This window comes from Burkholderia sp. MSMB1498 (assembly GCF_001526245.1).
Lineage (GTDB): Bacteria > Pseudomonadota > Gammaproteobacteria > Burkholderiales > Burkholderiaceae > Burkholderia > Burkholderia savannae.
This window is the reverse complement of sequence record NZ_LOYJ01000090.1, coordinates 17,661-37,041: the sequence shown is the minus strand read 5'-3', so window position 1 is coordinate 37,041 and position 19,381 is coordinate 17,661. Positions and strand designations below refer to the sequence as shown.

General features: G+C 70.8%; 9 protein-coding genes. 8 read left to right on the top strand and 1 reads right to left on the bottom strand.

Features of this window, described 5'->3' with window-relative positions; all coding sequences use genetic code 11:
* Window positions 1–12: 12 nt before the first annotated feature.
* From WS91_RS19630 to WS91_RS19610, 5 genes are all read left to right on the top strand, one after another.
* The gene (locus tag WS91_RS19630; protein ID WP_059670823.1) at window positions 13–4,974 is read left to right on the top strand and encodes a non-ribosomal peptide synthetase; all 4,962 of its coding nucleotides are present in this window, start codon (window positions 13–15) and stop codon (window positions 4,972–4,974) included.
* A complete protein-coding gene (locus WS91_RS19625; RefSeq protein WP_059627733.1) occupies window positions 4,971–9,116 on the top strand; it encodes a non-ribosomal peptide synthetase in 4,146 nt (1,381 codons plus the stop codon). Before WS91_RS19630 ends, WS91_RS19625 begins: the two co-directional genes overlap by 4 nt.
* A complete protein-coding gene (locus WS91_RS19620) occupies window positions 9,113–10,171 on the top strand; it encodes a GntG family PLP-dependent aldolase (protein WP_059577427.1) in 1,059 nt (352 codons plus the stop codon). Before WS91_RS19625 ends, WS91_RS19620 begins: the two co-directional genes overlap by 4 nt.
* 170 nt (window positions 10,172–10,341) lie before the next feature.
* The gene (locus WS91_RS19615) at window positions 10,342–11,559 is read left to right on the top strand and encodes an MDR family MFS transporter (RefSeq protein ID WP_009927591.1); all 1,218 of its coding nucleotides are present in this window, start codon (window positions 10,342–10,344) and stop codon (window positions 11,557–11,559) included.
* A 98-nt stretch (window positions 11,560–11,657) separates the two neighbouring features.
* Window positions 11,658–13,973, top strand: a complete 2,316-nt coding sequence (locus WS91_RS19610) for a penicillin acylase family protein (protein ID WP_197422253.1) — start codon at window positions 11,658–11,660, stop codon at window positions 13,971–13,973.
* A 235-nt stretch (window positions 13,974–14,208) separates the two neighbouring features.
* On the opposite strand, the gene WS91_RS19605 is transcribed toward WS91_RS19610, so the two are convergent.
* On the bottom strand, window positions 14,209–15,564 hold the full coding sequence (locus WS91_RS19605) for a sigma-54 interaction domain-containing protein (protein ID WP_059670821.1): 1,356 nt from the start codon (window positions 15,562–15,564) through the stop codon (window positions 14,209–14,211).
* Between the two features lie 259 nt (window positions 15,565–15,823).
* Between WS91_RS19605 and WS91_RS19600 the strand changes: the two genes are divergently transcribed.
* The 3 genes from WS91_RS19600 to WS91_RS19590 are packed head-to-tail and all read left to right on the top strand — an operon-like array spanning window position 15,824 to window position 19,283.
* Window positions 15,824–16,717 carry an MBL fold metallo-hydrolase gene (locus tag WS91_RS19600; RefSeq protein ID WP_059577545.1) on the top strand — a complete coding sequence of 298 codons (894 nt, stop codon included), beginning with the start codon at window positions 15,824–15,826 and terminating at the stop codon, window positions 16,715–16,717.
* 49 nt (window positions 16,718–16,766) lie between these two features.
* Window positions 16,767–18,437, top strand: coding sequence for a bifunctional protein tyrosine phosphatase family protein/NAD(P)/FAD-dependent oxidoreductase (locus tag WS91_RS19595; RefSeq protein ID WP_038754026.1), 1,671 nt, complete (start codon window positions 16,767–16,769; stop codon window positions 18,435–18,437).
* 39 nt (window positions 18,438–18,476) lie between these two features.
* Entirely contained in the window at window positions 18,477–19,283 is an 807-nt protein-coding gene (locus WS91_RS19590; protein WP_059670820.1) for a sulfite exporter TauE/SafE family protein, read from the top strand.
* Window positions 19,284–19,381: the final 98 nt, after the last annotated feature.

The following is a 19,381-nucleotide window of genomic DNA, read 5'->3' as shown; positions in this document are numbered from 1 at the left end:
AAGAGAACACCTATGAGCACGACCATTCGAACGGGCGCGCCGAACTTCAAGCGCGCGTTGATCTCGAGACTCGGCAAGCCCCCCGCCGCACGGCCCGCGTGGCTCGACCTCACCCACACGCTGCCGCGCGCGGCGGGCGCGGAGCAAGCGCACTGCCGCCGCCCGCTCGACGGCGACTGGCTCGCGCGACTCGCCGAGCAGGCGCAACGCCTGTCGGTCGATCCGCGGGCGCTTTTCGTCTCGGCGGCGCGCGTGCTGGTGGCGCGCATCACCGAACATGCCGCAAGCGCAACGGCGCTCGCGCTTGCACTCACGCACGACGTGCGCGCGGCGACGTACTCGGCGCTGTCGACGACGCCGCCCGGCCGGCAGACGGTCGGCGAATTGCTCGCGGACAGCGACGGCTGGCTCGCGCATCCCGGCGGCCCGGTCGACGCCTGGCCGCATGTCGTGATCGCGGCGACGCAGACGCCCCCCGACCCGCACGCGCTTCCGGATGCGCAACTCGCCATCGCGTTCGCGATCTCGGGCGAGGGTGCATGCGTCGCCGCGCGCGCGGCGGCCGGACTCTTTTCCCGGCAGGCGCTCGACGCGTTCGTCGAACAGTGGCTTCACGTCGTGTCGCAGCTCGGCGCGAGCGCCGCCGACGCTGCGCTCGACGAGCTCGACCCGCTCCCGCCCGCGCAACGCGCACGCGTGTTCGAACAATGGGAGCGCGGCGCCGCGATCGACGCGACAGGTCCGCTCGCGCATCAGGCCTTCTTCGCGCGCGCGGCAGCCGAGCCCGACGCGCCGGCCGTCCAGTCCGGCGAGGCGCCGATGCGGTACGCCGAGCTCGCGTCTCGCGCGGCCGACGTCGCGCGACGACTGCGAGCGCTCGGCATCGGACCGCTCGATCGCGTCGCGATTTACGCCGGCCCGGGGGCCGATCTGGTCGCCGGCATCCTCGGCGTGCTGGAAACGGGCGCCGCCTATACGATCCTCGACCCGGCGAGGCCGCCCGCGGAGCTGAGCGCGCGGCTGCGCGATTTCGCGCCCGGCGCGACGCTCGTGCAGGCGGCGCTCTCCGCGTATCTCGACGGCTCGGACACGCCGGTGCTGAAGCTCGACGCGGACGCGGCGCAAGACCTGGCGCAAAGCGTGCCGCACCACGCGGCGAGCTCGCGAGACGTCGAATCCGCCGAATCCGACGCAGGCGCAGGCGCTTTCGATTCCGGCCTTCCGGCCTTCGTCACCCGCCCGTCAGGCGGCGTTGCGCACGCCGTCGTCGCGACTCATCGCGACCTGCGCGACGTCGCGCGCTGGTACGCCCGGGCGTTCTCGCTCGACGCAGCGGACCGCTTCCTCGTGACGACGAGCTTCGATACGGCGGCCGCGCAAAAGCACATCCTGACGCCGCTGCTGATCGGCGCGCAGGTGCATTTCAGCGACGCGCGCTTCGATCCCGACGCCGTGCTCCGCGAGATCGCCGCGCGCGGCATCACCGTGTTGAACGTCGCGCCGAGCTTCTTCCACGCACTCGTCGACGCCGAGCGGCATCGGGAATTGTCGGGCGTGCGGCACGTATTCCTGGAAGGCGAGCCGGCGAGTGCGCGCCGTATCGCGCCATGGCTCGACAAATATCCGCACTTGCGCGTCGTCGCGCTCCATGACGCGAACGCGTTCGCCGGTCCCGTCGCCGCGTGGACGCTTGGCGCGGCGACGGAGCCGTCGAGCGACGAAACGTGCGTGCTCGGCTGTCCGGCGGACGGCGTCACGCTGCAGATACTGGATGCGCGCAAGCGGCCCGTGCCGCCCGGGATCGCCGGGCGCGTGTACGTCGGCGATGCGCGCACGCCCGCATCGGCGCGGCGGGATGCGAACGCGCCGCACGTCGACTCCGTTCGCCCCGACGTCGGCGAGCACCCCGACGTCGACGAGCGCCGCGGGCCGCGCGATACCGGCGACCTCGCGCGCTGGCGCGCCGACGGCGTCGTCGAATATCTCGGACGCGCCGACGCGCCGACGCGCGGCTACGGTTCCTGGGCCGGCGCGCGGCACGTCGAAGCCTGGCTGTCGGCGCAAGACGGCGTAAGCGACGCAATCGCGATCCTTCGGCGCACCGCGGGCGACACCGGTCACGAGCGCGTCGCTTACGTCACGCCGCGCGCGGGCGCGATCCTGTCGACGCCCGACTTGTTGCGTGACGCAGGTGCGGCCTTGCCCGCCGAGCTCACGCCCGACGCGATCGTCGTGCTGCCCGCGCTGCCGCTCGCGCTCGACGGCACGCTCGACCGCGCGCGCCTGTCGGCGCCGGCATCGGCCGGCGCGGCCGCCGCCCGCGACGATGATTCGCCGACGCGCGAACGCGATCTCGCCTATTGGACGGCGGCGCTGCACGATCTGCCCACCGTCCACAACCTGCCCCTCGATCGCCCCCGGCCCGCCCTCGCCGATCATCGCAGCGGGCAGATCGTCCGGCACCTCGACGCCTCCCGGCACCGCGATCTCCTCCAGTTCGCCGCCTCCCGGCAGGCCACCCTCTTCATGGTCCTCCAGGCCGCCTTCGCCGCTTTCCTCTCCAGGCTCTCCGGCACCGCCGACGTCGTCGTCGGCTCCCCCGTCGCCAACCGCCCGCGCCCCGAGCTCGCCCCGATCGTCGGCTTCTTCGTCAACACCCTCGTCCTGCGCAGCCGCGTCGACCCGGATCTCTCCTTTCACGCCCTGCTCCTGCAGTCCCGGCAGCGCCTGCTCGACGCCTACGAGCACCAGCAGCTCCCCTTCGAGCAGCTCGTCGACGCCATCAACCCCGCGCGCAGCCTCGCCCATGCCCCGTTGTTTCAGGTCATGCTCTCCCTGAACAACAACGACTCGCCCCCGCTGCACCTCGCCGGCCTCCACGCCCGCTCGCTCGGCAACCCCGTCATCCCCGCCAAGTTCGACCTCAGCCTCCAGATCGACTCCCTGCCCGACGGCCGCCTCCGCCTCGTCTGGGAGTATGCATGCGCGCTCTTCGAGCACGACACCGTCTCACGCTTCGCCGAGCGCTTCGACAGCCTCGTCGCCGACGCCCTGCGCCGACCCGACACCCCCGTCGCGCAGCTCGACCTCCTCCCCGACGACGAACGCCGGCTCCTCCAGCGCTGGAACCGCACCGCCGCCCCCTATCCCGAACTCGCCTGCATCCACCGCCTCTTCGAGGAGCAGGCCGACCGCTTTCCCCAGCGCATCGCGCTCCACTGCAACGGCGTCGCGCTCACCTACCGCGAGCTCAACGCGCGCGCCAACCGCCTCGCCCATCTGCTGCGGCCGCTCGGCCTCGCCCCAGACTCCCTCGTCGGCGTCTGCCTCGAGCGCTCGACCGAACTCGTCGTCTCGCTGCTCGCCGTCCTCAAGGCCGGCTCCGCCTATCTCCCCCTCGATCCCGCCTACCCCCGCGAGCGCATCGACTACATGCTGCGCGACTCCCGCGCACAGTGCGTCATCGCCTCCCGCTCCTTCGCCCTCGACGACGGCTCCACCGTCCGCCACGTCGTCCACCTCGACGATCCCGGCCTGGTCGACCGCCTCGGCCGCGCCCCGGATCACAACCCCGACCCCGCCGACGTCGGCCTCGCCCCCCATCATCTCGCCTATCTCATCTACACCTCCGGCTCCACCGGCTCCCCCAAGGGCGTGATGATCGAGCACCGCAACGCCGTCTCCTTCATCGACTGGGCCCGCCGCGCCTTCCCCCCCGAGTCGTTCGACGGCGTTCTCGCCTCCACCTCGGTCTGCTTCGACCTGTCCGTCTTCGAGATCTTCGCCACCCTCGCCGCCGCCGGTCGCATCGTCCTCGTGCGCGACGTCCTCGCCCTGCCCGAGCTCCCCGACGGACTCGTCCGCCTCGTCAACTCCGTCCCCTCCGCCATTCACGCGCTCTTGCAGACCGGCCGCCTCCCCGCCTCCGTGCGCACCGTCAACCTCGCCGGCGAACCCCTGCGCCAGAGCCTCGTCGACGCCCTCTACGACGCCGGCGTCGAGCGCGTCTACGACCTCTACGGCCCCTCCGAGGACACCACCTATTCGACCTGCGCCCTGCGCACCCCGCGCGGCCGACCCTCCATCGGCTCCCCCATCTCCAACACCCAGGCCTTCGTCCTCTCCGCCGCCGGGCAACTGCAGCCCGTCGGCGTGCCCGGCGAGCTCTTCCTCGGCGGCGCCGGCCTCGCGCGCGGCTACCTCGGCCGGCCCGAGCTCACCGCCGAGCGCTTCGTCGACAACCCCCTCCACGACTCCCCCGTGCGCCGCCTCTACCGCACCGGCGACCTCGTGCGATGGCTCCCCGACGGACAGCTCGAATTCCTCGGCCGACTCGACCATCAGGTCAAGATCCGCGGCTTTCGCATCGAGCTCGGCGAGATCGACGCGCGCCTCGGCGCCTGCGACGGCGTTCGCGAAGCCGCCGTCATCGCCCTCGAGCGCGCCGGCGATGCCCAGCTCGTCGCCTACGTCGTCCCGCACGACCCCCAGGCCGCCTCCGCCGCCAACCTGCGCGCCGCGCTCGCCGCCTTCCTCCCCGCCTACATGATCCCCGCCGCGTTCGTCTTCCTCGACGCCCTTCCCCTCACTCCCAACGGCAAGCTCGATCGCAAGCGGCTTCCCGTGCCTGACGATGCCGACCGCTCGCACGCCGCCGCGCATCTCGCGCCGCCCGCGAACGACACCGAAGCGATGCTGCGCGACGTCTGGCAAACGCTGCTGCAGCGCGTGCCGATCGGCGTGACGGAAAACTTCTTCGAACTCGGCGGACATTCGCTGCTGGCCACCCGGATGATCGCGACCGTCGCCGATCGCCTGAAGGTGACGCTGCCCGTGATGACCGCGTTCAATCACCCGACGATTCGCGAACTCGCCCGCGCGCTCGACACGCTCGCGCCGGCCGCGCCCGTCGCGCACACGCCCCTGCGGCCGTCGCCCCTCGACGACACCGAAAAAGACGAGCTCATCCTATGAATCTGTTGAATACCCTCATCGACCTGCACGATCGCGGCATCGAACTCGACCGCGTCGACGGCAACCTGAAGATCGCGTTTCGCCGCGACGGCTTGCCGGAAGATCTCAAGCTCTACCTGAAGACGCACAAGAGCCGGATTCTCGACTTGCTCGAACGTCTCGGCATCGATTCGAACCGGGACGTGCGCCATGCGTCGTTCGCGCAGCAGCGCCTGTGGATGCTGGAGCGGATCGAATCCGCGAGCGGACAATACAACATGCCCGTCGCGCTGCATCTCGACGGCGATCTGAACGTGGGCGCGCTCGAGCGAACGCTCGACACGCTGCTCGAGCGGCATGAAGTGCTGCGCACGGTCTACGGAACCGACGACGACGGCGACTGCGTGCAGATCGTGCGGCGCGCGAGCGCCGTCGAGCTTGCGCACATCGACCTGAGCGACGAGGCGGAAGACGCGCGCGTTGCACGCGCCGAGCAGCTCGCGCGCGAGGAAGCCGCAGCGCCGTTCGATCTGAGCACGGACCGGATGCTGCGCGCGACATTGCTGCGGCTCGCTCCGCGCACGCACGTGCTGCTGGTCACGCTCCATCACATCGCCTCGGACGGCTGGTCGATGGGGGTCCTGACGCGCGAAATCGGCGAGCTCTACAACGCCTATGTCCAAGGCCTGCCGAATCCGCTCGAGCCGCTGCGGATTCAGTACAAGGACTACGCAAGCTGGCAGCGCCGCGACGCGCGCTCGCCGACGCGCGAACGCGATCTCGCCTACTGGACGGCGGCGCTGCACGATCTGCCCACCGTCCACAACCTGCCCCTCGATCGCCCCCGGCCCGCCCTCGCCGATCATCGCAGCGGGCAGATCGTCCGGCACCTCGACGCCTCCCGGCACCGCGATCTCCTCCAGTTCGCCTCCTCCCGGCAGGCCACCCTCTTCATGGTCCTCCAGGCCGCCTTCGCCGCTTTCCTCTCCAGGCTCTCCGGCACCGCCGACGTCGTCGTCGGCTCCCCCGTCGCCAACCGCCCGCGCCCCGAGCTCGCCCCGATCGTCGGCTTCTTCGTCAACACCCTCGTCCTGCGCAGCCGCGTCGACCCGGACCTCTCCTTTCACGCCCTGCTCCTGCAGTCCCGGCAGCGCCTGCTCGACGCCTACGAGCACCAGCAGCTCCCCTTCGAGCAGCTCGTCGACGCCATCAACCCCGCGCGCAGCCTCGCCCATGCCCCGTTGTTTCAGGTCATGCTCTCCCTGAACAACAACGACTCGCCCCCGCTGCACCTCGCCGGCCTCCACGCCCGCTCGCTCGGCAACCCCGTCATCCCCGCCAAGTTCGACCTCAGCCTCCAGATCGACTCCCTGCCCGACGGCCGCCTCCGCCTCGTCTGGGAGTATGCATGCGCGCTCTTCGAGCACGACACCGTCTCACGCTTCGCCGAGCGCTTCGACAGCCTCGTCGCCGACGCCCTGCGCCGACCCGACACCCCCGTCGCACAGCTCGACCTCCTCCCCGACGACGAACGCCGGCTCCTCCAGCGCTGGAACCGCACCGCCGCCCCCTATCCCGAACTCGCCTGCATCCACCGCCTCTTCGAGGAGCAGGCCGACCGCTTTCCCCAGCGCATCGCGCTCCACTGCAACGGCGTCGCGCTCACCTACCGCGAGCTCAACGCGCGCGCCAACCGCCTCGCCCATCTGCTGCGGCCGCTCGGCCTCGCCCCAGACTCCCTCGTCGGCGTCTGCCTCGAGCGCTCGACCGAACTCGTCGTCTCGCTGCTCGCCGTCCTCAAGGCCGGCTCCGCCTATCTCCCCCTCGATCCCGCCTACCCCCGCGAGCGCATCGACTACATGCTGCGCGACTCCCGCGCACAGTGCGTCATCGCCTCCCGCTCCTTCGCCCTCGACGACGGCTCCACCGTCCGCCACGTCGTCCACCTCGACGATCCCGGCCTGGTCGACCGCCTCGGCCGCGCCCCGGATCACAACCCCGACCCCGCCGACGTCGGCCTCGCCCCCCATCATCTCGCCTATCTCATCTACACCTCCGGCTCCACCGGCTCCCCCAAGGGCGTGATGATCGAGCACCGCAACGCCGTCTCCTTCATCGACTGGGCCCGCCGCGCCTTCCCCCCCGAGTCGTTCGACGGCGTCCTCGCCTCCACCTCGGTCTGCTTCGACCTGTCCGTCTTCGAGATCTTCGCCACCCTCGCCGCCGCCGGTCGCATCGTCCTCGTGCGCGACGTCCTCGCCCTGCCCGAGCTCCCCGACGGACTCGTCCGCCTCGTCAACTCCGTCCCCTCCGCCATTCACGCGCTCTTGCAGACCGGCCGCCTCCCCGCCTCCGTGCGCACCGTCAACCTCGCCGGCGAACCCCTGCGCCAGAGCCTCGTCGACGCCCTCTACGACGCCGGCGTCGAGCGCGTCTACGACCTCTACGGCCCCTCCGAGGACACCACCTATTCGACCTGCGCCCTGCGCACCCCGCGCGGCCGGCCCTCCATCGGCTCCCCCATCTCCAACACCCAGGCCTTCGTCCTCTCCGCCGCCGGGCAACTGCAGCCCGTCGGCGTGCCCGGCGAGCTCTTCCTCGGCGGCGCCGGCCTCGCGCGCGGCTACCTCGGCCGGCCCGAGCTCACCGCCGAGCGCTTCGTCGACAACCCCCTCCACGACTCCCCCGTGCGCCGCCTCTACCGCACCGGCGACCTCGTGCGATGGCTCCCCGACGGACAGCTCGAATTCCTCGGCCGACTCGACCATCAGGTCAAGATCCGCGGCTTTCGCATCGAGCTCGGCGAGATCGACGCGCGCCTCGGCGCCTGCGACGGCGTTCGCGAAGCCGCCGTCATCGCCCTCGAGCGCGCCGGCGATGCCCAGCTCGTCGCCTACGTCGTCCCGCACGACCCCCAGGCCGCCTCCGCCGCCAACCTGCGCGCCGCGCTCGCCGCCTTCCTCCCCGCCTACATGATCCCCGCCGCGTTCGTCTTCCTCGACGCCCTTCCCCTCACCCCCAACGGCAAGCTCGATCGCAAGCGGCTTCCCGTGCCTGACGATGCGCGCGCGTCGTCGCGCGACAGCGAACCGCCTCGCGGCCCGACCGAAACGGCCGTCGCCGCCGTGTGGCAGACGCTGCTCGATTACGCGCCCGTCGGCCGGCACGATCACTTCTTCGAAATGGGCGGCCATTCGCTGACGGCGCTCAAGCTGCTCGACCACCTGGCGAAGCGCTTCGCCGTGCCGTTGACGGCGGCGATGCTGTTTCGCAGCCCGAGCATCGAGCAGCTCGCGCGCGAAATCGACGCCGCCCGCACCGGGCACGACGTCGAGCCGCCCGTCGAGCGGTTCCGCGACGGCGCCGCCGCCGTCGCGCCGCTGCTGCTCGTGCCGCCCATCGGGGGCTCGTCGCTCTGCTACGGCGACCTCGTCAACGCACTCGACTATCCCGGCGTCGTCTGGGGCTGTCAGCAGACGCGCGAGATCGTCGCCGCGGAAACGACGGGCAGCGCGGCCGGGCTCGCCGCGCTCTACGCGCGCGCATGGCTCGAGCGCGCCGAGCACGCGGAGGTTTGCCTGCTCGGCTGGTCGTTCGGCGGCGTCGTCGGCTTCGAGATGGCGGGCGAACTCGAGAAGCACGGCGTGAAGGTGCGCTGGCTCGGACTCATCGACACGCACCTGTCCGTGCCCGGCGGCGAAACGCTCGGCCGCCAGGCGCTCGCGACCTTCGCGCTCGATCTCGGCTTCGCCGCCGACGAGCTCGCGCAATGGAAGCATCTCGTGCCCGACGGCGACATCGACGGCGAAGAAAGCGACGCGCTGCGGCACCTGTGGACGATCGGCCGCGACACCGGCCGCCTGCCGGCCGCGATCACGCTCGACGAGCTGACCGAACGCTACCGGATCACGGCGGCGAACCTGCGCCGGCTCGCCGGCTACCTGCCGCGGCCCGCGTGGCAAGGCCCCGCCGACTACTTTCTGGCCGCGCGGGACGCCCAAGCGGCAGCCGCGCGCCGATCCGCCGACGTCTGGCGCACGCGGCTGCCCGAGCTCGCCGTCACCGACGTCGACGCGGACCATTTTTCCATCGTCAAGAGCCGGCACGCGCAAGCGATCGCGCGGCTCGTCACGCTAAAACTCGAGGAGCTGATTCCAGCATGAGCGGCAAGCCCATCCAATTCGACTTCCTGAGCGACACCGTCACCCTGCCCACGGCAGCCATGCGCCAGGCGATGTACGAGGCCGACGTCGGCGACGACGTCTATGGCGAAGACCCCAGCACCAACCGGCTCGAATCGTATGCGGCCGACCTGCTCGGCAAGGAGGCCGCCTGCTGGCTGCCGTCGGGCACGATGGCCAATCTGAGCGCGATTCTCGCGCAGTGCGAGCGCGGCAGGGAACTGTTCGTCGGCGACGATTCCGACCTTTACAACTACGAGGCGGGGGGAGTGTCCGTGGTCGGCGGCATCGTCCTGCACCCGCTCGCGACGAACGCGCGCGGCGAAATTCCGCTCGACGCGCTGCAAGGCGCGCTGCGCGACGCCGACGACACGCAGTGCGCGCCGCCCGGCATCGTGGCGATCGAAACGCCTCACGTGCGCACGGGGGGCACCCCGCTGTCGCTCGACTATCTGCACGCGCTGCGCGCGTTCTGCGACGCGCACTGCCTTGCGCTCCATATCGACGGCGCGCGCGTGTTCAATGCGGCGATCGCGCTTGGCGTCGACGCGAAGCGCATCGCCGCATACGGCGACACGCTGCAATTCTGCCTATCGAAAAGTCTCGCCGCGCCCGCGGGCTCGATCGTCGTGTCCGATCGCGACACGATCGCGCGCGTGCGCCGCTGGCGCAAGCTGCTCGGCGGCGGCATGCGGCAGATCGGCGTCGTCACGGCCGCCGGCGACGTCGCGCTGCGCACGATGGTCGAGCGCCTCGCCGACGATCACGCGCACGCGCGGCGCCTCGCCGACGGCCTGGCCGCGATCGACGGCATCGAGCTCGCGCACGAGCGCGTGCAGACCAACATGGTGTTCTTCAAGGTCCGGCACGCGTCGCTCGACCAGCGCGGCTTTCTCGGCGCGCTCGCGGCGCGCGGCGTTCGAATGGCGGAGCTCGGCCACGGCAACATCCGCGCCGTGACGCACTACCACCATTCGGCGCACGACATCGACCGCACGCTCGCGATCGTGCGTGAAATCCTGTCGGGCGAAAGCTGACGCTTCGCCGACGCCAAGCTTACGCAACCACAAAAACGCTGAGTACAATACCGGACCTGCGGCACGGCCCACGGCGCACGCTCGCGCGACGGCGCATGCGCCGCATCGCGCGAGCGTGCGCCGCCTCGGTACGGCACGGCCGGTCCTCAACGGTTTTCGATGAGACATACATGAGTCAAGCAAAGGCAAGACACCCGCTCCTCGTCTGGCTGCTGATCGTCGGCACCGGCTTCGTCGTGATGGCGCGCGCGATGAGCCTGCCGTTTCTGGCGATCTACCTGCACGAACGGATGGGGCTCGACGCGGCGACGATCGGCCTGCTGCTCGGCACGGGCGCGCTCGTCGGCACGTTCGGCGGCTTCTTCGGCGGCCATCTGTCCGACGTGCTCGGCCGGCGCAAGGTGCTGACCGGCTGCCTGCTCGTATCGAGCCTGTCGTTCGCCGCGCTTCATTTCGCGGCCGACGCGTGGCAGGTCTTCGTGATCAACCTCTTCATCAATCTCGCGAGCTCGTTCTACGATCCGGTCTCGAAAGCGACCATCAGCGACAATCTGCCGCCCGAGCAGCGGCTGCGCGCATTCGCGCGGCGCTACGTGGCGATCAACATCGGCTTCGCGATCGGGCCGCTGCTCGGCGCGTCGCTCGGCCTGCTCGACAAATCCCCCGTGTTCCTCATCACGGGCGCCGTCTACCTGCTGTTCTCGATCGCGATCTACGCGATCACGGCCCGGCTCGTGTTCGGCCGCGCGCCGCACGAAGCGGCCGCCTCCGAGTTGCCGCTCGCCGCGAAGCTGCGCGTCATCGGCACCGACCGGCGCCTCGTCCTCTTCACCGCGGGCAGCATGCTCGCGATCGCCGTGCACGGCGAAATGTCGGTCACGTTCTCGCAATACCTGATCGGCGCGTTCGACGACGGGCTCAAGATGTTCGCCTGGCTGATGAGCACGAACGCGATCACGGTCGTCTTGAGCCAGCCGTTGCTGAACCGCATCGGCGAACGGCGCGGACCGTTCACGTCGCTCACGCTCGGCGCGATCCTGCTCGCGATCGGCGCGGCCGGCTTCGCGAATTCGCCGAACATGATCGCGCTCGTCGTGTCGATGGTCGTCTTCACGTGGGGCGAAGTGCTGCTGATCCCATCGGAATACGCGGTCCTCGACAGCATCACGCCCGAGCCGCTGCGCGGCATCTATTACGGCGCGCATTCGCTCAGCAACGTCGGCAACCTGCTCGGGCCCTGGCTTGGCGGCCTCGTGCTGCTGCACTACGGCGGCGCCGCCATGTTCTACGGCATGGGCTTCATCGCGCTGCTCAGCCTGCTCACGTTCGCCGTCGGCTCGCAGATCAAGCCCGCGCCGGCGGGCCGGCTCGAAGTCCAGAACCGCTGACGGCCCCGCCCGCCGGCGCGTCGCGCCTCGAGCCGCGCCGCAAGTCGCGCCTCGAGCGCATGTCCGCGGCCTCGTCCGCCCCTCTTCCGGTGTCGATCATGAACGTCAGCAGAACCCTTCGCGCCGCGTTGTGCTTCGCATCGGCCCGCGCCCGGCGGCCGTTCTACCGGCTGGCCGAGGGCCGTCCCGTCGAGCTCGCGTATCGCGACGCGCGCGTGTCGATCACGCGCGGCCGGTCGGGCGTGCCGTGCATCGTCGCGCGCTCGGAGCCCGCCGTCTATTTCGGGCAAGGCTACGCGATGGCGCTCGATCGCCTCTGGCAAATGGACATCCTGCGCCGCGAAGCGGCAGGACGCCTCGCCGAAATCCTCGGCGCGCCCGCGCTGCCGCTCGACCGTTATCACCGCACGCTGCGGCTCGACCACTACGCGGCCGAATCGGCACGGCTCGTCGGGGCCGACGCCAGCCTGTCGCTGTCGGCTTTTTGCGACGGCGTGAACGCCGCGATCGAGCGGCTCATGCGCGATCGCGTCCGTCGCCCGGTCGAATTCGACCTGCTCGGCTATGCGCCCGAACCGTGGCGGCCGGACGACACGTTCGCCGTCCTGAAGCTGATGGCGCTGCAACTCGGCATGAACGCGAAATACAAGGCGCTCATGCACGAGCTCGGCCGCGCGTTTCGCGCCGACGCGGTCGACGCGCTCGGCGCCCGGACGACGGTTCACGACTACGCGACGCTGACGGGCGCCGCGCTCGCGCGCGATGCGGCGGACGTGCCGATCCGCGCGTGCGGCCACACCGTCGATCTGAGCGCGCTGCTGCCCGTGCTCGGCCAGGCGAGCGCGACGGGATCGAACGCATGGGTGGTGAGCGGCCGGCACACGCAAAACGGCTATCCGATCCTGTGCAACGACCCGCATCTGCCCTTCATGCTGCCCGCGATCTTCCATCAGGCGCGACTGCGCTGCACGGACCCCGACAACCGCTTCGACGCATCCGGCGTCAACGTGCCCGGCCTGCCCGGATTCATTTCCGGGCACAACGCGGACATCGCATGGGGAATCACGAACTCGCAGCTCGACGTGCAGGACTTGCTGGTCGTCGATTCGTCGACGGCCGCCGGGCTGTATCCTGCGTTCGAACCCGGCGTGCACGAAGCCGAGATTCGCGTGCGCGGCGGCGGCACGGTTGCCGTGAGCGCGCATTTCACGCGCCTCGGGCCGAGCGTCGACGCGTTCTGCCGCCACGACGGCGAACGCGACGCGCGCCGGCACGTCGTGCTCGCGTGGAGCGGGCTGCTCGCCGCGCCCGACGTGCGCGGCCTGCTCGGGGTGACGAAGGCGCGCGACTGGTCGAGTTTCAGGCATGCGCTCGCCGACATTCAGAGCCTGTCGCTGAATTTCATGTTCGCGGCGCGCGGCGGCGACATCGGCTTCAAGACGGTCGGACGCGTGCCACGCCGCCGCGCCGGCCTCACGCACACGCTCGCATCCAACGATTGGGACGGCTTCATCGAATTCGATGCGCTTCCCGAGGTGCTCAATCCGCCGAGCGGCATCATCGTCAACTGCAACAATCCGATCGCCGACGAGCGCGACGACGCTGCGCTCACGCTGCTCTGGAACCCGAGCTTCCGCGCATGGCGCGTCGACGCGCTGCTGAAGGCGAAGTCGACGTGGACCGTGGACGACATGCAAGCCGTGCTCGGCGACACGGCCAATCTTCACGCCCGGCAGTTGCTGCCGATGCTGCTGCCGCTCCTCGACGCACATGCGGCGCGCGCGGGGGAGCGCGTCGCGCAAGCGGTGGCGCTGCTTCGCGCGTGGGATTGCCGCGACGAACCCGCGTCGCCCGCCGCGCTCGTCTGGCACCGCTTCTTCAAGGCGCTCGCGACGGCGATCTACGGGCCGCGATTCGAGCCGTATCGCGCCTATTTCGAGAACGGCGCGCTGGCGACGACGCGCCTCGTCTCGCGCGCGCTGCGCGGCGAGCCGTCGCCATGGATTCCGGCCCCGGCCGCGGTCGGGTCGATCGTCGCCGCCGCATTCGACGACACGCTCGAATCGCTGCGCGCACTCGCCGATTGGCCGACATGGGGCCGGCACCACCGGCTCGGCTTCGCGCATCTGCTGTCGGCCGCGCTCGGGCCGCTGCGCCGCTGGACGGACATCCCGGCCGCCGAGCGGCACGGCAGCGAAATGACCGTCTCGCTCAATGCCGGCAGCCCGCGCGTGATCGAAGGCGCCGTGTGGAGCATGGCGGCATCGTTCGACGCATCGTCGAGCTTCAGCCGGAGCACGCTGCTGCCCGGGCAAAGCGGCGATTTCCGCAGCCGCTGGTATGCCGACCAGTTCGACGCGACCGCCGGCGACGGCGGCAAGCTCGTCGAATTCACGCGCATCGACGCCGCCTGAACGCGACGGAAAGCGGCGGATAGCGGCGGATAGCGGCAGGAACCGGCGACGAGGCGCGACGGCGGTCGCATTCGACGTGCGGGCTTTCTCGCTTTCTCGTGTTCTCGCGTTCTCGTGTTCTCGCGCGCTTTCACGCGCTCACGCCGAACGATCGTCGATGCGCGATCGACCCACCGTCGCCCCGCGAACGAGCCCCGCCCGCATTGCGCCCCGCCCGCACGCGGACCGGCCGGTCTCACGCATCCCGCGTCGCGATCCCGAGCGCGCGCAGCCGCCGGTACAACGTGCGCTCGCTCATCCCGACGCGCTCGGCGAGCGCGCGCCGCGTGCCGTCGAACGCGCGCGCGATCCGCGCGAGCTCGTCGTCGGACAGCGTCGCCGACGCGCCGGGCCCCGCCGGCGCTTCGCCCGCGCACGCGACTTCGTCGGGCAGATGCTCGACGCGAATCACGCCGTCGTCGGCGAACAGGCACGCGCGATCGAGCACGTTGCGCAGCTCGCGGATGTTGCCCGGCCACGCATACGCTTCGAGCCGCGCGAGCGCTTCCGGCGCGACCGCGAAGCGCTGCCCGGCTGCAGGCACGAGCGCCGCGATCCGGCGCAGGATCGAATCGACGAGGAGCGGAATGTCGCCCGGGCGCTCGCGCACGGCGGGCAGCGGAATCGGATACGCGCTGATCCGGTAGTACAGGTCCTGCCGGAACCGGCCGTCGCCGATCATCTCCTTGAGCGGCTTGTGAGTCGCCGCGACGAGCCGGAAATCCGCGCGCAGCACCTCGACGCCGCCCACCCGCCGGAACGTCCCCGATTCGATGAGGCGCAGCAGCTTCACCTGCATCGGCGGCGGCACGTCTCCGATCTCGTCGAGAAACAGCGTGCCGCCCTGCGCGGTTTCGACGAGGCCGGGCTTGCGCGCGGTCGCGCCGGTGAACGCGCCCTTCTCATAGCCGAACAGCTCGCTTTCGAACAGCGTCTCGGCGATCCCCGAGCAATCGACGACGACGAACGGCTCCGTCGGGCGCGCGCTCGCTTCGTGCAGCGCGCGCGCGAACAGCTCCTTGCCGGTGCCCGATTCGCCGAGCAACAGCACCGGCAGCATCGACGGCGCGACGCGCTGCAGCGCGGACAGCGCCGCGTTGAACGCCTCCGAGCCGCCGACGAGCCCCTCGCCGCTCGGCTTGGCCGACGCGCTGCGCACGGTCGTCAGGCGCTCGACGTATGCGATCACCGCGCCCTGCGCGTCGAAGATCGGCCGCAGCTCGACGTCGACGTGCTCGGGCCCGCGCGGCGTGTGATGGATGTGCAGCACGCGGTTCAGGCCGCGCGATTCGCTCGCCGGCTTCATCGGGCAGTGCTCGCCCGCCTGGTCGCACGGCACGTCGTAGTGATGCGAGACCTGGTAGCAGCGGCGCCCGACGTGCGCCTCGCCGGCAACGCCGAATTGCCGCTGATACGCGGTATTCGCGGCAAGTATCCGGTATGACGGATCGAGCACGATCATCGGCTGCGGGTCCTGCTCGAGGTAAGAGACGAGCGCGCCCACGTCGGGCGGCGCAGCGGGAACGATCGGGATGACGTCGTGCTGATCCATGCATTGGGCTCCGGCAGCGCGGCCAACGGCCGCGTCGACTGCCAATTCTGCCATCAGACTGCCAACCATGGCAGCGAACCGCGACGAACGCCGCTTCGGCGGCGGCGCGCCTTGCCGGACGTCTGCGCAAAACACGATTTGAATCAAGTACCTGCGCGCGGCGATCGGCAATGCTATCTGCTTGGCACGGTTCTTGTTCAAATGATCGCCAACTCGATGATTCGGCTCCAGGAGAAACCTCGTGACAACAGCGTCCATGATGACCGTCGAAGGCTTTTTCGATCCGGCGACGTGCACCATCAGCTACCTGCTGCTCGATCCCGGCAGCGGCGAATGCGCGCTGATCGACAGCGTGCTCGACTACGATCCGAAATCCGGCCGCACGCGCACGGCGAACGCGGACCAGCTGATCGCGCGCGTGCAGGCGCTCGGCGCGCGCGTGCGCTGGCTGCTCGAGACGCACGTGCACGCCGACCATCTGTCGGCCGCGCCGTACCTGAAAGCGCACGTCGGCGGCGAGATCGCGATCGGCCGTCACGTGACGCGCGTGCAGCACGTGTTCGGCAAGCTGTTCAACGCGGGAGTCGCGTTCGCGCACGACGGCAGCCAGTTCGACCGCCTGCTCGACGACGGCGACGCGCTCGCGCTCGGCGCGCTCACGATCCGCGCGATGCACACGCCGGGCCACACGCCCGCGTGCATGACCTACGTCGTGACCGACGCGCGCGCGGCGCACGAGGCAAACGGCGCGCACGAGGCGGCCGCCTTCGTCGGCGACACGCTGTTCATGCCCGACTACGGCACCGCGCGCTGCGACTTCCCCGGCGGCGACGCGCGCACGCTCTACCGGTCGATCCGCAAGGTGCTGAGCCTGCCGCCCGGCACGCGCCTCTACATGTGCCACGACTACCAGCCGAACGGCCGCGCGATGCAGTACGTGAGCACCGTCGCCGACGAGCTGAGCGAGAACGTCCACATCCGCGAAGGCGTCACCGAAGACGACTTCGTCGCGATGCGCACCGCGCGCGACGCGACGCTCGACATGCCGGTGCTGATGCTGCCTTCGGTGCAGGTCAACATGCGCGCGGGACGCCTGCCGGAGCCCGAGGACAACGGCGTGCGCTACCTGAAGATCCCGCTCGACGCGATCTGAGCCTGCCCGCCTTCCCCAACGACGACACGACACACACGACACGCCAACCATGGACATCCGCAAGCTGACCGACACGCTGTCGGTCTCCCCCCAGCTCGTCGCCGGCGATCTGCCCGCGATCGCGCAAGCCGGTTTTCGCACGATCATCTGCAACCGGCCCGACGGCGAAGGCCCGGACCAGCCGACCGTCGCCGAGATCGAGGCCGCCGCGAGGCCGTTCGGCATCGCGGTCCGCTATCTGCCCGTCGATTCGGGCAAGGTCACCGATTCGCAGGGCGAACAGTTCGGCGCGCTCCTCGGCACGCTCGGCGCGCCCGTGCTCGCGTACTGCCGCACCGGGATGCGCTCGGCGACGCTCTGGGGGCTGTCGCAGGCCGGCCTGCGGCCGCTGAACGACATCGTCGCCGCGGGCCGCGCGGCCGGCTACGACCTCGCCGCGCTCGGCCGCCGGATCATGCAGCGCAGCCAGGGCGCGATCACGCAGACGGTCGAGGCGAGCCACGACATCGTGATCGTCGGCGCGGGCGCGGCGGGGCTCGCGGTCGCGTCGAGCCTGCTCGCGCGCGAGCCCTCGCTCGACGTCGCCGTTATCGATCCGGCCGACACGCACTACTACCAGCCCGGCTGGACGATGGTCGGCGCGGGCGTGTTCCAGCCGCAGACGACCGCCCGCGACATGGCGGCCGTGCTGCCGCGCGGCGTGCACTGGATCAAGGCCGCCGTCGCCGCGTTCGAGCCCGATGCGCATACGGTCGTGCTCGACGGCTGCAGGCGCGTGCGCTACCGGCAGCTCGTCGTCTGCCCGGGGCTGAAGCTCGACTGGCACGGCATCGACGGCCTGCCCGAGACGCTCGGCAAGAACGGCGTCACGTCGAACTACCGCTACGACCTCGCGCCGTACACGTGGCAGCTCGTGCGCGAATTCGCCGGCCGCCGCGCGCTCTTCACGCAGCCGCCGATGCCGATCAAGTGCGCGGGCGCGCCGCAAAAGGCGATGTACCTGTCGGCCGACCATTGGCGGCGCACGCATCGCCTCGAGCGCATCGACATCGAGTTCTTCAACGCGGGAGCGGCGCTCTTCGGCGTCGCCGATTACGTGCCCGCGCTGATGGAATACGTGAAGCGCTACGATATCGCGCTGAACTTCGGCCACAACCTGACGGCGATCGACGGCGCACGCAAGCTCGCGACGTTCGCGCGCACGCTGCCGGAAGGCGGCGTCGAGGCCGTCACGCGCGAATTCGACATGATCCACGTCGTGCCGCCGCAAAAAGCGCCCGACTTCGTCCGCGCGAGCCCGCTCGCCGACGCGGCCGGCTGGGTCGACGTCGATCCGGCGACGCTGCGGCACAAGCGCCACGCCGACGTATTCGCGCTCGGCGACGTGACGAACACGACCAACGCGAAAACCGCGGCCGCCGCGCGCAAGCAGGCGCCCGTCGTCGCGCACAACGTGCTCGCCGCGCTCGGCAAGGCCCAAGGCGACGCCGCCTACGACGGCTACGGCTCGTGCCCGCTCACGGTCGAGCGCGGCAAGATCGTGCTCGCCGAGTTCCTGTACGGCGGCAAGCTCGCGCCGACCTTCCCCGCGTGGCTCATCGACGGCAAGCGCCCGTCGCGGCTCGCGTGGCTGCTCAAGGAGCGGCTGCTGCCGCCCCTCTACTGGCAGGCAATGCTCAAGGGCCGCGAATGGCTCGCCAAGCCCGAGATCGTCGGCTGACGGCCGCGCTTCGATGACCATCGACCGGAACGACGCAGCATGTTGATTTCTCTGGTGCTCGGCAGCATCGTCGGCGCGGTGCTGGGGCTGACGGGCGCGGGCGGCGGCATTCTCGCCGTGCCGGCGCTCGTCGTCGGAATGGGCTGGCCGATGCAGCAGGCGACGCCCGTCGCGCTCGTCGCGGTCGCGGGCAGCGCCGCGCTCGGCGCGTTCGAGGGCTTTCGGCGCGGCCTCGTCCGCTATCGCGCGGCGCTCCTGATGGCGGCGGCCGGCGTGCCGCTGACGACGCTCGGCGTGCGGCTCGCGCACGCGCTGCCGCAGCGCGTGCTGCTCGCGCTGTTCGCGCTCGTGATGCTGGCCGTCGCGGTGCGCCTGCTGCGCCACGCGCTCGCGCATGCGGCGGGCGCGCAGAGCCGCTCGCCGCTCTGCGTCGGCCGCATCGATCCCGGCACGGGGCGCCTCGTCTGGTCGTGGCCCGCCGGCATCGCGCTCGCGTCGACAGGCGCGCTGACGGGACTGATGACGGGCCTTCTCGGCGTCGGCGGCGGCTTCGTGATCGTGCCGATGCTGCGCAAGTTCACGAACGTGACGATGCACGGCATCGTCGCGACGTCGCTGATGGTGATCGCGCTCGTCGGCACGGGCGGCGTGATCGCGACGATTGCAAGCGGCACGCCCGCGCCGCTCGACGTCACGCTGTGGTTCACCGTGACGACCGCGCTCGGCATGGCGGCCGGCCGCTGGGTGTCGCGCCTCGTGTCCGCCCGGCATGTGCAGATGGGGTTCGCCGTCGCGCTCATGTGCGTCGCGGCCCGGCTCTTCGCGAAAGCCGCGCTCGGCGCCTGACGCGCGCGACCTAACGCGCGCGGCGCGGGACGTTCGCGGCGCACGCCCGCGACGATCGACGAAGGAGCGGCCACGCCGGCTCGCGCCGCAGACAAAAA

Bases quoted from the DNA above. Each gene is read 5' to 3' on its own strand.
- WS91_RS19615 (WP_009927591.1), top strand. From the start codon at position 10,342: ATGAGTCAAGCAAAGGCAAGACACCCGCTCCTCGTCTGGCTGCTGATC.
- WS91_RS19595 (WP_038754026.1), top strand. From the start codon at position 16,767: ATGGACATCCGCAAGCTGACCGACACGCTGTCGGTCTCCCCCCAGCTC.
- WS91_RS19600 (WP_059577545.1), top strand. From the start codon at position 15,824: ATGACCGTCGAAGGCTTTTTCGATCCGGCGACGTGCACCATCAGCTAC.
- WS91_RS19610 (WP_197422253.1), top strand. From the start codon at position 11,658: ATGAACGTCAGCAGAACCCTTCGCGCCGCGTTGTGCTTCGCATCGGCC.
- WS91_RS19630 (WP_059670823.1), top strand. From the start codon at position 13: ATGAGCACGACCATTCGAACGGGCGCGCCGAACTTCAAGCGCGCGTTG.
- WS91_RS19625 (WP_059627733.1), top strand. From the start codon at position 4,971: ATGAATCTGTTGAATACCCTCATCGACCTGCACGATCGCGGCATCGAA.
- WS91_RS19605 (WP_059670821.1), bottom strand. From the start codon at position 15,564: ATGGATCAGCACGACGTCATCCCGATCGTTCCCGCTGCGCCGCCCGAC.
- WS91_RS19620 (WP_059577427.1), top strand. From the start codon at position 9,113: ATGAGCGGCAAGCCCATCCAATTCGACTTCCTGAGCGACACCGTCACC.
- WS91_RS19590 (WP_059670820.1), top strand. From the start codon at position 18,477: ATGTTGATTTCTCTGGTGCTCGGCAGCATCGTCGGCGCGGTGCTGGGG.